The following is a 15,562-nucleotide window of genomic DNA, read 5'->3' as shown; positions in this document are numbered from 1 at the left end:
CCATGCGAAGGGGTTTTGAATTGTGTTCAGCGTGTTTTGCGATTCGCAAACCATGCTTTTGCGTTTTCGATGTCGTCAGCGATTTTCTGTTTGAGAATATCCAGCGACTCAAACTTTTCTTCATCGCGCAACTTGTGGCAGAAAGTGACGGCAATTTCACGGCCGTACAGGTCGCCACTGAAATCAAACAGATGCACTTCCAGCAATGGCTTGGCACCCTCGCCCTCTACCGTCGGGCGGAAACCCACATTGGCAACTCCGGCCACTTCCATGCAGCTGCCGCTCATGGGGCTGCCGTTTGTGCGCTTGGCGGTGACGGTATACACCCCCACCAGCGGCGAACGGTAGCGATGCAGCCGAACATTGGCCGTAGGCGCACCCAGTTGCCGCCCGAGGGCGCGGCCGCGGGCGACCAGGCCGGTGATCCGGTAGGGCTTACCCAGCAGCTGCTCGGCCAGCTCAAAATCTGCGTTTTGCAGCGCTTCACGGATGCGCGTACTGCTTACCCGCTCACCGGCGACTTCCAGGGTAGCGGTGTCTTCCACACTAAAACCCGATTCCGCGCCCGCCTTCTGCAACAGCGCGTAGTCGCCGCTGCGATCACAGCCGAAACGGAAGTCGTCCCCTACCACAAGATGGCGCACATCAAGGCCTTCCACCAGAACCTGCTGGACAAACGCCTCAGCGCTGAGATTGCGCAGGCGCTCGTTAAACTGCAGGCACAGCACTCGATCTACACCTGCATCAAACAACGCCAGTACCTTCTCCTTGAAGCGCATGAGCCTGGCTGGCGCTTTTTCACCGGAGAAATACTCGTGAGGCTGGGGCTCAAAGACGATCGCGACCGAGGGTAACCTGCGTTCCGTGGCACGTGCGCGCAGCTGAGTGACGATGGCCTGGTGCCCCAGGTGTACACCGTCAAATGAACCGATGGTGGCCACACAGCCCCGATGTCGCGGTCGCAGGTTATGCAGCCCGCGTATCAGCTCCCGTTGCTCGGTCACAGCGCCTCCACCACCCTTCGTCACCCTTGCAAAATCAAGCGGCGCAGTATACCGGATTTCCATGGCGTCTGGGCACCGTCGCAACTCAGGAAGTCGCGCGAAAATGTCGCAGCCGCAGGCCGCTCGCCACCAGAATCAGCCCATAAGTCGCAGCACCCGCCGCAACTAGGGCAGCCATCCGCCAGGCGCGCTCCCACCAAACCCACAGATGCCAATCCGGCCAGTAGTGAAGAATACCCAGCAATACCCCCGCCATAGCCAGATTAGCCAGTACCAACCGCGCCAGGAATCCACGCCAGCCCGCCTCCGGCGCATACACACCGCCCTGGCGCAGTCCGCGGTAGAGCAGGAATGCATTAATTGCCGCCTGACCCGCGGTCGCCGCGGCAAGTCCCATATGACCGAGCTGAAAGTAGTAATTGAGCGGTATCACCAGCAAAAAGCTCAGCACCATCTTCGAGGCGATGGCGACCAGGCCAAACTTGACCGGCGTGGCCGTGTCCTGGCGGGCAAAGTAACCCGGCGCCAACACCTTGATCAGCATGAACGAAAGCAGCCCGAAGGTGTAGGCACGCAGTGACCAAGCCGCCATATCCATATCTCTCGGGGTCATATTTCCATATTGGAACAGTACGGTAAGCAACGGTTCGGCCAGCACAAACAGCGCCACCGCGGCAGGTAGCGCTATCAGAGTGACGCTGCGCAATGCCCAGTCAATGGTGTGGCGAAACTTTTGTGGATCACCGCCGGCGTGCTGGCGCGACAGGTTGGGGAGAATCACCGTTGCGACGGCCACCCCGAAAACGCCCAGGGGCAGCTCGACCAAGCGGTCCGAGAAGTAAAGCCAGGTCACAGACCCGGTGGGCAGGAAAGACGCCAGCACCGTGTCCAGCACCAGACTGATCTGGGTTACAGATACGCCAAATATGGCAGGTGCCATCAAGCGCAGGATTTTACGCACCCCGGGATACTGCCAGTCCCACTTGGGCCTTGGCAGCAGCCCCTGCTGCATCAAAAACGGTATCTGAAAGAGTAACTGTACGACCCCAGCAGCCAGCACCCCCCAGGCCAGCGCCATTACCTGCGGCTCAAACCAGCCGGCAGCGATGGTGGCCGCGCCGATGAGAACCAGGTTGAGCAGCACAGGCGTCAGCGCGGGGATCGCGAAGCGGTCGAAGCTGTTGAGCATGGCCCCGGCAAAGCCGGTGAGCGAGATCAACATCAGATAGGGAAAGGTAATCCGCAGCATGTCGGTGGCCAGGGCAAACTTTGCCGGCTCACTCCCCCCCCACCACCAGCCAAACGCAAAGATTCCGGTCACCAAGGGCGCGCAAAGCACTCCGAACAAGGTCACCAGTAACAAGGTACCGCCCAGGGCACCGGCGACGCGGTCATTCAACTCCCGCACCGCCGCGAGCCCGCCTTTCTGCCGATACTCTGCAAGCACCGGCACAAAAGCCTGGGAAAAAGCCCCTTCGGCAAACAGGCGACGGAAGAAGTTGGGAATCTTGAACGCCACGAAAAAGGCGTCCGCGGCGTCACTGGCACCGGTGAGACGGGCAAAAACGATATCCCGTGCCAACCCCATTACCCGCGACAATAAAGTGGCACCGCCCACCACCGAGGTTCCCCGCAACAGCCCCCTTTGCGGACTATCTTTTTGGGCCTGTGGTGCCTGCTCGGAAGAATCCGACTGCGGATTAGGCGTCTGATTTGGCGAAGATCCTGCCACTTCCCTGATTCCTGCTTTGTGATCGCTACATAATGGCCGGCAAGTCTACCGCAATCCACTTTCTCGGCCATCTGGTCTGGAGCAGCAAATCTTCCAGCGTGCCAAAAGGGGCCCTACGCTTGGCGCGAGAGGGAACTATACTCAGGTTAAGCAGTTGGCGCGCTACAGGGAGTAGTGGCAATAGAGGAGAGACGGAATGACCATCAACGCGTTGATAATCGCACTGATCCTGGCAGTACTTTTGTACGCCGCGGTCGCCATCGGCCCCCGCCCCCAGCGGGTTCGGGTTCGAATCGATCGACCACGGGATCCGCGCTACCGGCGTCGCGGGCACTGAGGCACGCCTTACTCCAAGAGGCTGAACTGAGTCACGGGGGCCATTGCCACATTTCGCCATAATTGCTGCGGAATTTGCCCCAGAGGCGCCACGCCAGTGCCTCCTTGCGGGATTTAAATGACACTCAACCGAAGCGGGAAACACACCCGGTCGGAAACAAAGAGCAGTCATTTCTATCCAATCGCAAGGAACACGATCATGAAAACGTTGTTGATGGCAGTAACCGTAAGCACTCTGACCCTGAATGCTATTGCTTCCGCCGAGGCCGCTACTGACACCGAGAAAGAATTACAGGGCTCTGCCCTGACTCCGGCCAAGCAGGCCACAGTATTTACCGGCGCCGCAGTTGCGGGCGCCGCCGTGGGAGGCCCGGTCGGATTTATCGCCGGCGCCCTCGGTGGGGCCTGGCTGGGCGAACAGATCAAGCAAGCAGAAGAGGCAGACATGCTCGCAACTCAACTCACCGAAAGCCGTACCGAACTGGGTAACCTCGCACAGCAGCTGGATGCGGCGCGACTGTCCGCCAACGACGCGCAGGAACTGGCTCTGGAAAGCCTGGAGTTCCAGATGCTGTTCACAACCGGCGACGACGAATTGCAGGAGGCTCAAGAGCAGCAGGTTGCCGCCATGGCCGACTTCCTGAACCGACACCCACAGCTGCAGGTGCACCTGGAAGGGCACTCCGACCCTCGCGGCAGTGACGGTTACAACAATGTACTCTCCGATCAACGGGCCCTGAGTGTGCAGCGTACCCTGGAAGCCTACGGCGTGGCTCCCGAGCGCATAGAACGCCGCGCCCTTGGCGCCAGCCAATCCAAAGCCAGTAAAGGTGATCTGGACGCCTATGCCCTGGAGCGCCGGGTGGACATCCACTTCGGTATGCCGGCAACAGTCGCCGGCTCCTTCTAAGCCCCACCCACACCGGTCTCCGTTCTGATACAGCGGCGACCGGTGCACTGCGCCCGCAACCAGCGGGCGAGTTACACCGAGCACCTCTAGTGCGACCCTGTAAGCCGTAACCTTGCGCGCCATGCCTCAGGCTGCGCGCCTTTTTGCGCTGGGGGCCGGTTGGCCCACGGCCAGTTAATTTTGCCTGCCTCCCCCACTTCGGGCATGCTTTTCCGCATCGAACATCAACTATCCGCTTTTTCGCCCGAAATCATAAGAACACGTCCATGAGCAGTCCCACCATCGCCATTGTCGAAGATGAAGTCGCCATCGCGGAAAACTACCGCGACGCCCTGCGCCGCAGCGGCTATCAGGTCAACCTGTACCATACGCGCCCCGACGCACTCGCCGCATTCCAGCAACGCCTGCCGGATCTGGCAGTCATTGATGTAGGGTTGGGCGCCGAGATCGAGGGCGGATTCGAGCTGTGCCGTGAGCTGCGCGCCATGGCGCCAACACTTCCCATTCTGTTTCTGACCGCACGGGACTCGGAGCTCGATATCATCTCGGGATTACGCCTGGGGGCCGATGACTACCTCACTAAAGATATTTCCCTCCCCCATATGCAGGCCCGCATCAGCGCCCTGCTGCGACGGGTGAGCGTGATGCAGTCGAAAGGTGGCGATGAGGAAATCATTACCCAAGGCGACCTGGAACTGGACGTCTCGCGACTGCATTGCCACTGGAAAGGTGAGCCGGTTGATCTCACGGTCACGGAATTCTGGATTGTGCACGCCCTGGCCAAGCGGCCCGGCCACGTCAAATCCCGCAGCCAGCTGATGGAAGCCGCGCGGGTAGTGCTGGACGACAACACCATCACCTCCCACGTAAAGCGTATCCGCCGCAAATTCCAGACCATCGACAGTAGCTTTGATGCCATAGGCACCGCCTATGGTATGGGCTATCGCTGGCAGCTATAAAAAGTCATGAGTCTCGCCCCGACATGAAGCTTCGCAGCCAGCTAGTCCTGCTCAGCCTGTGTACGCTTGCCCTACCCTGGGCGGGGTGCCAGTACCTGCGCCAGGTGGACGAGGCCCTGAGTCAGGGGCAGATGCAAACACTGGAAGCAACGGCAAATGCAATTGCCGCACGCCTGGCCAGCGCGCCGGAACTGATTGCGCCCGATTCCAGACGCACCGGGCGCCCCCCGGGTGCGCAGCTGTACCTCAACCCTCTCCGGCAGGCGCCGGTCCTGGACGGCTACGGAGAGGAGTGGCGTGCGCAAGGCCTCCCCCCGCGCGTCCTCGAGGACCAACGGGGCAACCCACAGGCGCGCATTACCCTGGGCAGGCGCGGCAGCCAGATCTATCTGCTGCTCACAGCACAAGACACAACCCCCAGCTACCGGGATCCTCGCGTCCCCGGCGTATCCAACGGCGATACCATTGAGCTTTACACAGCGCAACAGCAATACACCCTGCCGGTAGCGAGCCAGGGCCCGGTACAGGCTATGTGGTATAACCCAAGGCGCGGGAAGTACGAACGGGAGCTGCGAATTCGTGGACGCTGGGCCGCCTCACCACAAGGCTACCAGCTGGAACTGACAATGCCGTCTACCCTCAGTAACGGTGAGCTGGCCGTGCGGATACTGGACCGAGAACGCAGCGACGGCGGCATACCGGCACGTATCGCCGGCACCCTGCCCACCGATGGCCGGCCGGGCACTCTTGTAGAGCCCCTGCCGGTACTGCAACAGGAACTGGAGCACTTCGCACGCCCGGAACTCCAGCTGACAGTGGTCGATCAGGAAGGGTTTCTACTGGCTCGCACCGGTCGCGACTGGCACCGGCACGAACTCGACGAAAATACACCTGGAGGCTACGGCTGGCTAAGAGACTGGTTCTATCGCCAGGTGCTCGCCACCGGAGCATTGCCGCCACTACCCGACAACCACCTCCCCGAGACATTGACACAGAATCGGGAAACGGCCAGCCAGTGGTTCGCTGCCCCCTCGGGCTACACGGGCTCCCGCAGTGACGAACGCATTGGCGCAGTCAGCGTGCCGGTGGTCACCCGCGCCGACAACATTATCGAGCGCCCGCTGTTGGGGCGGGTAATCACCGCCCAGTCCACCAGCGCCCTGCAATCACTCACCGAGTCCGCCGCACGCCGATTGTGGCTCACCACCGCGAGTGCCGCAGGGTTGGTTCTGCTACTCCTGCTCGGCTACGCCAGCTGGCTGTCCTGGCGCATTCGCAAACTGCACAAGGCCGCGCAGACGGCGGTAGACGCCAGCGGTCGCCTGCGCGGCGGCTTCCCCAGGCCCATCCTCAACGATGAGCTGGGCGCCCTGAACCGGGCCTTTGCCAGCCTGCTGAGCGAGCTGGACCACTACCACCAATATCTGCGCAGCCTGGCCAGCAAACTCTCCCACGAATTGCGCACCCCTCTGGCGGTAATGCGCTCCTCCCTGGACAACTTGGCCGCCGGCGAACTGGACAGCGATAGCCGGCGCTACGCCGAACGCGCCGCGGAAGGTGGTGCACGGCTGTCCTCGATCCTCAACGCACTGTCCGCTGCCAATCACCTGGAAGCGAGCATCAGCCAAGCAGACAGGGAAGAATTTGACCTGCACGACCTTTTGCAACTGCTTACCCAAAGTTACGCGGACGCGCATCCATCACATCGTTTTAGCCTGCAAAGCCCGGACGGCCCCCAGCTCTATTACGGCGCCCCCGAGTTGCTGGCGCAGCTGCTGGATAAGCTTGCCGATAACGCGGTGAGCTTTGCCCCGGAGGACAGCGAAATCCAGTTTGAACTGGAAACCACCACCAGGGCCTACCACATCAGCGTCAGCAATGACGGCCCGCTACTGCCGGAAGGGTTCGGGCAGAAGCTGTTTGACTCACTGGTGTCGGTGCGCAACGACGGCGGCAAGGCGGGGCACCTGGGGCTGGGGTTACATATTGCGCGATTGATCGCGGATTTCCATCAGGGGGAGCTTAAGGCGGCAAACCGGGAAGACGGGCGCGGTGTCATCTTTACCTTGCTTTTGCCGCGTTAGTGGTGGATGCGCTGCGCTTATCCACCCTACGATGAACCACCACTTCGTCATTCCGGGCCTGACCCGGAATCCAGTGCCACGAAGCTGGATGCCGGATCAAGTCCGGCATGACAGGGTTTTACATCAGGCAAACCATCGAGGCGTATCCACCCCCGCCCAGGTGGTCACAAACTGGCACCCCAAGCGGTTGACAAACAACCAACGCTGGGGATAATGTCGCGTCCCAAACGGGCCCCCGGCCCGATTGTTCGAGATTTTACAGATTCCAGACAGGAGCAACCGGTGGCCAACTCACCCCAAGCGAAGAAACGCGCGCGCCAGAACGAAAAGCGCCGCAATCACAACGCCAGCCTGCGCTCCATGGTGCGCACCTACATCAAAAAGGTAGTTGCGGCCATTGATGCAGGTGATGCGGAAAAAGCCAAGACTGCCTACGAGGCTGCTGTGCCGGTTATCGACCGCATGGCCGACAAGGGCATCATTCACAAGAATAAGGCCGCTCGCCATAAGAGCCGCCTGAATGCCCAGATCAAGAAGCTGGCCGCCTAAGCCGCCGCTTCCTGAGCACAAAAAACCCCGCTAATGCGGGGTTTTTTATTGTCGGAAAGAAACTACCAACAGCCGGCGAGAAGGTTTCGATACCGGTTAAAGCCTTGCGAGGCCTTCGAAAACAGGGATGTTTTCGCAGAGCCCCCCAGGGGCCGAAGGCGCCGCGCTGAGGCGGCTGGACCGGGTGCACGGCGTGTCTCGCAAGGCTTTAACCGGTAGCGGAACCGCCAAAAAATCCAGAATAAAACCTAGAGAAGAATCAGGTTGTCGCGGTGGATCAGCTCGTCGTCGTCGCGATAACCGAGCAACTCGACGATGCGGTCAGAGGGCTGCCCACAGATCTTTACCGCCTCGGAACTATCGTAATTCACCAGCCCGCGGGCGATCTCTTCACCGGCACCATTCACGCAGCTGACCAGCTCACCGCGATGGAAGCGACCTTCAAGCTCCACAACCCCCACCGGCAGTAGGCTCTTACCCTGGTCGCGCAGCGCCCGCTCGGCACCCGCATCCAGCACCAGCTTACCGCGCACCTGCAACTGTCCCGCCAGCCAGCGCTTGCGCGCGGTAAGCAAATCCGCCTCAGGCAGCAGCAGCGTCCCGAGATCCTCCCCCGCCGCCACACGCTCGATCACCGAATCCTCGGCGCCACCCACAATCACCGTACGCGCACCGGAGCGCGCCGCCAGCTGCGCGGCGCGCACCTTGGTCGCCATCCCCCCGCGCCCCAGACCACTGCGGGAACCACCCGCCATGGCCACCAGACGCGGATCTGTGGCCGTCGCCTCGCGCACCAACTCGGCTGCGGGGTTGTCGCGAGGATCTTCGGTAAACAGACCATTGGCATCGGTGAGAATCAACAACACGTCCGCCTCTACCAGATTGGCCACCAGCGCACCCAGAGTGTCGTTGTCACCAAAGCGGATCTCGTCGGTCACCACCGTGTCATTTTCATTGATGATGGGCACCGCGCCGAGAGACAGCAGTGTCTTGATGGTACTGCGGGCATTCAGGTAACGGGTGCGATTGGAGAGGTCGTCGTGATCCAGCAGGATCTGTGCGGTGCGGCAGTCGAACTGACCGAAGGCGTGCTCATAGACCTGCACCAGATGGCTCTGCCCCACGGCAGCCGCCGCCTGCAATTGATGGATGGACTCCGGACGCTTGCGCCAACCCAATCGGTCCATTCCCGCCGCCACGGCACCGGAGGAAACCAGCAATACTTCGATACCCTGGCGACGCAGGGCGCTGATCTGGCCGGCCCAGTTCTGGATGGCGGCGCGGTTTACACCGCGGCCATTGTCGGTCAACAGGGCACTGCCAATTTTTACGACCCAGCGCTTGCTGGCGGCAAGCTGCTGGCGCGGCGAGATGGAGTCCATTTCTTCCTCGTGTGGGGATATGCCCCTGCGGTCAAATCCTCACACAGGATTTTGCGCTGCAGGGGCAGACTACTTAGGGACGATATTCTACATCGACGTCGTAGTCATCGTCGTCCCAATCTTCGTCATCCTCACCAGATTCTTTCGCCGCTTTGCGCTTGGCACGCTGGGCCTCGCGCAGGTGGTCGATGCGCTCGCGGGCTTCCCGCTGCATCTGGCGCTGGGCTTCCTGTTCGGCTTCGAACAACTCGCCGTCGCGCTCCTCCTGCTCCTTGATATCCTCCAGGTAATCCATCAGCTGGCCGGACAGCACATCGGTGCCGTCGCCGCGAATGGCCGCCACCCGGAATACAGGCCCCTGCCAGCCCAGCGCATTGACCACCGACTGGCAGCGCTCTTCCAACTCGTCCGCCGGCACCAGGTCGGTCTTGTTCAGCACCAGCCAGCGCTCGCGCCCAGCCAGTGTCGGACTGAAAGCTTCCAGCTCGCGCTCGATCGCCAGGGCGTTCTGCGCGGGATCGGAGCCGTCGAACGGGGCCAGGTCCACCAGGTGCAGCAGCACACGACAGCGGGTCAGGTGCTTGAGGAAGCGGATACCCAGGCCGGCACCCTCCGCGGCACCCTCGATCAGACCGGGAATATCGGCGATCACAAAGCTGCGGTACTTCTGCACCTTGACCACACCGAGATTCGGCACCAGAGTGGTAAACGGATAATTAGCCACCTTGGGCTTGGCGGCAGACACCGCGCGAATAAAGGTGGACTTGCCCGCATTGGGCAGACCGAGCATGCCCACATCCGCCAGCACCTTCAGCTCCAGCTTGATGTTGCGGCGCTCTCCCTCACTGCCCGGCGTAGTCTGGCGCGGGGCGCGGTTGGTACTGGATTTGAAGCGGGTATTGCCGAGGCCGTGCCAGCCGCCCTGGGCAACAAGCAGCTTTTCACCGGGTTCCAGCAGGTCGCCGAGAGTTTCGCCGGTATCGACATCAATCGCGGTGGTTCCCACCGGCACCTTGAGCACCAGATCCTCACCCTTGGCGCCAGTACAGTTGCGACCACGACCGGCCTCACCGTTCTGGGCCTGATAGTTGGGCTGATAGCGGTAATCCACCAGGGTGTTCAGTGACTCATCGGCCACCAGATACACGGAGCCGCCGTCGCCACCGTCACCCCCATCGGGGCCACCTTTGGCGACAAACTTCTCGCGCCGGAAGCTCAAGCACCCTTTACCGCCGTTGCCGGCCTGCACCGTAATCGGCGCCTCATCTACAAATTTCATGTCTCTACTTACCGGGTTGTCCGGTCTTCAGTGTAATTTGCGGCTGATCAATACAAAAAAGCCCCGCGAATGCGGGGCTTTTCGATCGGGCGTAATGACCGCTTAGGCTGTTTCGATGGAAACAAACTTGCGGTTGTTGGCGCCTTTCACCTCAAACTTCACAACGCCATCGGCAGTCGCGAACAGGGTGTGATCTTTGCCCATACCAACGTTAACGCCAGCGTGGAACTTGGTGCCACGTTGACGAACGATGATGCTGCCTGCGGAAACCGCTTGGCCGCCAAAGCGCTTAACGCCCAGGCGTTTACTTTCGGAATCGCGACCGTTGCGCGTACTACCGCCAGCTTTCTTGTGTGCCATGAGTAGTTACTCCTCTTCTATTACCTGGTGATTAGCCTTTGATGCCAGTGATTTTAACTTCGGTGTACCACTGACGGTGGCCTTGACGCTTCATGGAGTGCTTACGACGACGGAACTTGATGATCCGTACTTTTTCGCCGCGGCCGTGGCTCAGCACTTCTGCAGTCACCTTGGCACCTTCCACTACCGGGGCACCGATGTTGATGGTGTCACCGTTCACTACCATCAGAACCTTGTCGAAATCGACAGATTCGCCAGTAGCGACTTCAATTTTTTCCAGGCGCAGTACTTCGCCTTCCTCTACACGGTGTTGTTTGCCACCGCTTTCGATAACAGCGTACATATTTCTATGCTCCAAAATGGACGACACGAAGCAGCGGCCTGGTCAGATTAAAAATGACCGGTTAGCCAGCATTTTGGGAGCTTGCGCCGTTGATGATTGATACTTCTTCCCCGCTCATTGTGCCGCCCAGAGGACAGGCCGGGTTCAAGCGGGGCGCAGATTCTAATCAATTCGTCCGATTGATACAATAGTGCACTTTTCCGACAGGCTTCCTTTCCGCCCGGGGCCAAAACCGCTAGGCTTGCCGCCGTAAATCGATACAGAGAAGTATTAAGGACCCTGCATGTTGCCCTTTCATCAGGTAGCCGCGGACGACTTCGCCGCCGTCAACCAACATATCATTGATCAACTGCACTCGGACGTTCCCCTGGTGGAGAACATCGGACACTATCTGGTCGAGGCAGGCGGCAAGCGTTTGCGCCCGCTACTGGTGCTATTGTGCAGCCGCGCCGCAGGCTACCAGGGCAGCAAACATATCACCCTGGCGGCGATTATCGAGTTTATCCACACCGCGACCCTGCTGCACGACGATGTGGTGGACACCTCGGACATGCGCCGCGGACGTCTCACCGCCAATGCCCAGTGGGGCAATGCGCCGGCGGTGCTGGTGGGGGACTTTCTATACTCCCGCGCCTTCCAGATGATGGTGGCATTGCGGGATATGGACATCATGTCCATCCTGTCGGATACCACCAATACCATTGCCGAGGGCGAGGTACAGCAGCTGGTGAACGCGGGCGATCCAGCGGTCAGCGAAGAAAACTACCTGACAGTCATCCATAAGAAGACCGGTGCCCTGTTCGAGGCCGCCTGTGAGACCGCGGCAGTACTGGCCGGCTGTACTGACGACGAACGGGAGTCCCTGAAACTGTACGGCCGCCACCTGGGTTCCGCGTTCCAGCTCGTCGACGATGCACTGGATTACCGGGGTAATTCGGAAGAGCTGGGCAAAAATGTGGGTGACGACCTGGCCGAGGGCAAACCCACCCTGCCGCTGATTTACGCCATGGCGAATGGCACAGCGGAACAGGCGGCTCTGGTGAAGGCAGCCATTGAGCAAAAGAGTTCGGAGAAACTCACCGAGATCGTGGCGGCCATCGAGAATTGTGGCGCTCTGGATTACACTTTTGATCGGGCGAGGAAAGAAGTGACGCTGGCTCTGGAAAAACTGGAGTTTTTGCCAGACGGTGAGCACAAAACTGCACTCAGGCAGCTTGCGGAGTTTTCGATTCAGCGGACTACCTAACCAAAAAGCCCTGGAGTTATTCCGGGGCTTTTTGATTCTGGGGTCTTTTTATTCCCACAGTGGCGGCGCGGCACCAACCCACTACCAACCAGAGGTTGGCCAACATACAAAGCTGCAATGCGAAGGCCCTGCTATCGGGTACTGCCTTGCGAGACCTTCTAAAACAGGGACGTTTTAGAAGAGCCCCCATGGATGGGTTCACGGCGTGTCTCGCAAGGCAGTACCCGATGGCAGGACCGCCACTAAGCCCCGCTACAAAGTGCAACAGGGGTTACAACGAAGCACCAGCCCAGAACCCACTACCTGCGAATCAGACCCAGTAACTCTTCAGTCTTGGCCTTCATCAACGCCTCATCCCCACGGGATTCAACGTTCAGACGCACAACCGGTTCGGTGTTGGACATACGCAGGTTGAACCGCCAATCATCAAAAGCAACGCTCAGGCCATCCACGTGTTCGACGCTGTTAGCGTCGCCTGCATATTTTGCTTCCGCCGCCTTTAACAGGGCTTTGGGATCTTCCACTTTGGAATTGATCTCGCCACTGCAAGGGAAAGCGGCCATGCGCTCACCCACCAGCTGGGACAGAGACTTGCCACTGCGGCTTACCAGTTCGGCCACCAGCAACCACGGGATCATGCCACTGTCGCAATAGGCGAAGTCGCGGAAATAGTGGTGCGCGCTCATCTCGCCACCGTAAATGGCATCTTCCTTGCGCATCCGCTCTTTAATAAACGCATGGCCGGTTTTGCTCTGTACCGGTTCACCGCCCGCCGCTTTTACGATGTCTTCGGTATTCCAGGTCAGGCGTGGATCGTGGACGACATTGGCACCCGGATTTTTGAGCAGGAATGCCTCCGCCAGCAGGCCGACAACGTAGTAACCTTCAATAAAGTTGCCGCTTTCATCAAAGAAGAAGCAGCGATCAAAGTCACCATCCCAGGCAATGCCGAAATCCGCACCGCTCTCACGTACCGCTGCAGCAGTAGACTCGCGGTTTTCCGGCAAGATCGGGTTGGGGATACCGTTAGGGAAGCTACCATCGGGCTCGTGGTGCACGCGCACAAACTCGAATGGCAGGTGAGGTGCCAGCGCATCCACCACGCTACCGGCACCACCGTTACCGGCGTTGACCACCAGCTTCAGCGGCTTCAGTTCGGAAACGTCCACATAACCGAGCAGGTGTTTTACGAAATCGTCGCGGTGCGCAAAGGTGTGCATTTCTCCGCGCTTTTCCACTTCACCAAAATTATTTTCTTCAGCGAGCTTTTTGATATCCAGCAGGCCGGTGTCGCCACTGATCGGGCGGGAGCCGGCGCGCACGAACTTCATACCGTTGTAGTCCATGGGGTTGTGGCTGGCGGTCACGCAGATGCCGCCATCAAAGTCGTCATGGAAGGTAGAAAAATAAATCTCTTCGGTACCGCATTCACCAATGTGGTAAACGTCGGCGCCAGCATCGCGCAGGCCATTGGCCAGGGCATCGGTCAGCTCGCTACTGGTCAGACGGATATCGTGACCGACCACGACGCGACGGGCGTCGAGGAATTGCGCGAAGGCGCGACCTACTCGATAAGCGACATCCGTGTTCAGCTCATCCGGCACCCGGCCGCGCAGGTCATAGGCTTTAAAACAGGTTAACTCAGACATTCAGCCACTCTCCCCGGGCAGATAAATATTTTGATATACATGGTTGGTGGCTTCGATAAAGCCATCCACCGAGCCGCAGTCGAAGCGGCGGCCTTTAAAACGGTATGCAAGAACACAACCACGTTGGGCCTGCGTCAGCAACGCATCGGTAATCTGCACCTCACCGTTTTTGCCCGGCGGTGTCTCGCGAATCAGGTCGAAGATATCCGGGGTCAGCACATAGCGGCCGATAATCGCCATATTGCTCGGCGCGTCTTCGGCCTTGGGTTTTTCCACCATATCGGTGACCTGGTAGAGGCCGGGCTTGATTTCATTGCCGGCAATGACGCCGAACTTGTGGATATGCTCTTTGGGTACTTCCTCAACGGCGACGATACTGCAACGGAACTGCTTGTACAGCTGCACCATCTGGCCCAGTACACCGAGATCCTCATTCAGGCAGAGGTCATCCGCCAGCACCACGCCGAAGGGCTCATCGCCGATCAGCCGCTGGCCCTGGAGGATGGCATCACCCAGACCGCGCATCTCCCCCTGGCGGGTATAGGAAAAGCTGGCACTGTCGATCACCTGGCGCACACAATCCAGGTAGCGCTCCTTGCCGGTGCCGGCAATCTGGTGTTCCAGCTCAAAATTGGTATCGAAGTGATCCTCGATGGCGCGCTTGCCGCGGCCAGTTACAAACCCGATCTCGGTCAACCCGGCCTCAATGGCCTCCTCCACCCCGTATTGCACCAGGGGCTTGTTGACCAGGGGCAGCATTTCCTTGGGCATGGCCTTGGTGGCGGGCAGAAAACGGGTGCCGTAGCCGGCGACCGGGAAAAGACATTTTTTGAGCATGACACTCCCCTCATTAATATTCGTGCCTGGGAACCTTTGGCAGACTCTGGCCATTTCCCGAAACGCCGAAAGTTATCACAATTTTGTTGCAACATTCAGGTGCAATCTCCCGCCAGCCAGCATCCGGCGCAGCGGCCGGGCAATCTGGCAAGATGTCCGGAGTTTCAAGCCACACAAGGTTGGTCAAGGGCTAATTGGGACAGTTCCAGTCACAAAAAGGGTTATGACCGACTGGACAAGGACTCCTTAGCGCTTAGAATGCCGGCTCGTGTAAGAAATACCCAGAATCGGGGACCCAATGAGTAATTTCGTTCAAAAAAGCAGCTACACCCGTGAAGAACTCCTGGAATGCAGCCAGGGCAAAATGTTCGGCCCGGGCAATGCCCAGCTGCCTGCTCCCAACATGCTGATGCTGGATCGCATTACGCACATTGCCAAAGACGGCGGTGAATTCGGCAAAGGGGAGCTGATCGCCGAACTGGATATCACGCCGGACCTGTGGTTCTTTGACTGTCACTTCCCCGGCGACCCGGTCATGCCCGGCTGCCTCGGCCTCGACGCCATGTGGCAGCTGCTCGGCTACTTCCTGGCGTGGAAAGGCAACCCCGGCCGCGGTCGCGCCCTGGGCTGTGGTGAGGTGAAATTCACCGGTCAGATCCTGCCGACCAACAAAAAAGTGACATACCATATTCAGATGAGCCGCCTGGTTGAGCGCAAGCTGGTGATGGGCATTGGCAATGGATCGGTATCCGTCGATGGCCGTGAGATCTACACCGCCAAAGATCTGCGCGTGGGCCTGTTTACCCGTACCGACAACTTCTGATCGGATAAGTAATCCATCAAGCGTCTGTCACATAAAACAATAACAATTCACACAACAAGTTTTACTGGA

The 15,562-nt window shown here is 59.5% G+C and carries 15 protein-coding genes; 7 read left to right on the top strand and 8 right to left on the bottom strand.

Annotation, left to right across the window (positions count from 1 at the left end; translation table 11 throughout):
- Positions 1 to 26 precede the first annotated feature (26 nt).
- Both ribF and murJ read right to left on the bottom strand, forming a co-directional pair.
- The gene (gene ribF / locus AU11_RS17170) at positions 27 to 1,004 is read right to left on the bottom strand and encodes a bifunctional riboflavin kinase/FAD synthetase (RefSeq protein ID WP_043320852.1); all 978 of its coding nucleotides are present in this window, start codon (positions 1,002 to 1,004) and stop codon (positions 27 to 29) included.
- 85 nt (positions 1,005 to 1,089) lie between these two features.
- Complete coding sequence (gene murJ, locus AU11_RS17165; protein WP_051687408.1) at positions 1,090 to 2,736, bottom strand: murein biosynthesis integral membrane protein MurJ; 1,647 nt, start codon at positions 2,734 to 2,736, stop codon at positions 1,090 to 1,092.
- A 196-nt stretch (positions 2,737 to 2,932) separates the two neighbouring features.
- Here murJ and AU11_RS18390 point away from each other — a divergent pair, with 196 nt between their 5' ends.
- From AU11_RS18390 to rpsT, 5 genes are all read left to right on the top strand, one after another.
- Positions 2,933 to 3,073 carry a hypothetical protein gene (locus tag AU11_RS18390; RefSeq protein ID WP_156035427.1) on the top strand — a complete coding sequence of 47 codons (141 nt, stop codon included), beginning with the start codon at positions 2,933 to 2,935 and terminating at the stop codon, positions 3,071 to 3,073.
- Positions 3,074 to 3,271: 198 nt separating this feature from the next.
- A complete protein-coding gene (locus AU11_RS17160) occupies positions 3,272 to 3,982 on the top strand; it encodes an OmpA family protein (protein ID WP_043320850.1) in 711 nt (236 codons plus the stop codon).
- Positions 3,983 to 4,248: 266 nt separating this feature from the next.
- The gene (gene pdsR / locus AU11_RS17155; protein ID WP_043320849.1) at positions 4,249 to 4,941 is read left to right on the top strand and encodes a proteobacterial dedicated sortase system response regulator; all 693 of its coding nucleotides are present in this window, start codon (positions 4,249 to 4,251) and stop codon (positions 4,939 to 4,941) included.
- 23 nt (positions 4,942 to 4,964) lie between these two features.
- A complete protein-coding gene (locus tag AU11_RS17150) occupies positions 4,965 to 7,025 on the top strand; it encodes an ATP-binding protein (RefSeq protein ID WP_043320847.1) in 2,061 nt (686 codons plus the stop codon).
- Positions 7,026 to 7,307: 282 nt separating this feature from the next.
- On the top strand, positions 7,308 to 7,574 hold the full coding sequence (rpsT, locus tag AU11_RS17145) for a 30S ribosomal protein S20 (protein ID WP_043320846.1): 267 nt from the start codon (positions 7,308 to 7,310) through the stop codon (positions 7,572 to 7,574).
- 248 nt (positions 7,575 to 7,822) lie between these two features.
- Here the strand turns inward: rpsT and proB are convergent, their stop codons facing one another.
- From proB to rplU, 4 genes are all read right to left on the bottom strand, one after another.
- Positions 7,823 to 8,956, bottom strand: a complete 1,134-nt coding sequence (gene proB / locus AU11_RS17140) for a glutamate 5-kinase (RefSeq protein ID WP_043320845.1) — start codon at positions 8,954 to 8,956, stop codon at positions 7,823 to 7,825.
- Between the two features lie 73 nt (positions 8,957 to 9,029).
- Entirely contained in the window at positions 9,030 to 10,235 is a 1,206-nt protein-coding gene (gene cgtA, locus AU11_RS17135) for an Obg family GTPase CgtA (protein ID WP_043320844.1), read from the bottom strand.
- A 102-nt stretch (positions 10,236 to 10,337) separates the two neighbouring features.
- Positions 10,338 to 10,595, bottom strand: coding sequence for a 50S ribosomal protein L27 (gene rpmA, locus AU11_RS17130; RefSeq protein ID WP_010132157.1), 258 nt, complete (start codon positions 10,593 to 10,595; stop codon positions 10,338 to 10,340).
- A 31-nt stretch (positions 10,596 to 10,626) separates the two neighbouring features.
- A complete protein-coding gene (gene rplU, locus AU11_RS17125) occupies positions 10,627 to 10,938 on the bottom strand; it encodes a 50S ribosomal protein L21 (RefSeq protein WP_010132159.1) in 312 nt (103 codons plus the stop codon).
- A gap of 283 nt (positions 10,939 to 11,221) precedes the next feature.
- Between rplU and ispB the strand changes: the two genes are divergently transcribed.
- Positions 11,222 to 12,184, top strand: coding sequence for an octaprenyl diphosphate synthase (ispB, locus tag AU11_RS17120; RefSeq protein ID WP_043320842.1), 963 nt, complete (start codon positions 11,222 to 11,224; stop codon positions 12,182 to 12,184).
- Between the two features lie 299 nt (positions 12,185 to 12,483).
- Here ispB and AU11_RS17115 read toward each other — a convergent pair whose 3' ends face one another.
- Together AU11_RS17115 and galU are read right to left on the bottom strand one after the other, a co-directional pair.
- Positions 12,484 to 13,833, bottom strand: coding sequence for a phosphomannomutase/phosphoglucomutase (locus AU11_RS17115; protein ID WP_043320840.1), 1,350 nt, complete (start codon positions 13,831 to 13,833; stop codon positions 12,484 to 12,486).
- On the bottom strand, positions 13,834 to 14,670 hold the full coding sequence (galU, locus tag AU11_RS17110) for a UTP--glucose-1-phosphate uridylyltransferase GalU (protein ID WP_043320839.1): 837 nt from the start codon (positions 14,668 to 14,670) through the stop codon (positions 13,834 to 13,836).
- Between the two features lie 298 nt (positions 14,671 to 14,968).
- Between galU and fabA the strand changes: the two genes are divergently transcribed.
- On the top strand, positions 14,969 to 15,493 hold the full coding sequence (gene fabA / locus AU11_RS17105; RefSeq protein WP_043320837.1) for a 3-hydroxyacyl-[acyl-carrier-protein] dehydratase FabA: 525 nt from the start codon (positions 14,969 to 14,971) through the stop codon (positions 15,491 to 15,493).
- Positions 15,494 to 15,562: the final 69 nt, after the last annotated feature.

The sequence above is a fragment of the Microbulbifer sp. HZ11 genome (assembly GCF_000708675.1).
Lineage (GTDB): Bacteria > Pseudomonadota > Gammaproteobacteria > Pseudomonadales > Cellvibrionaceae > Microbulbifer.
This window is presented reverse-complemented; position numbering and strand designations above follow the sequence as displayed.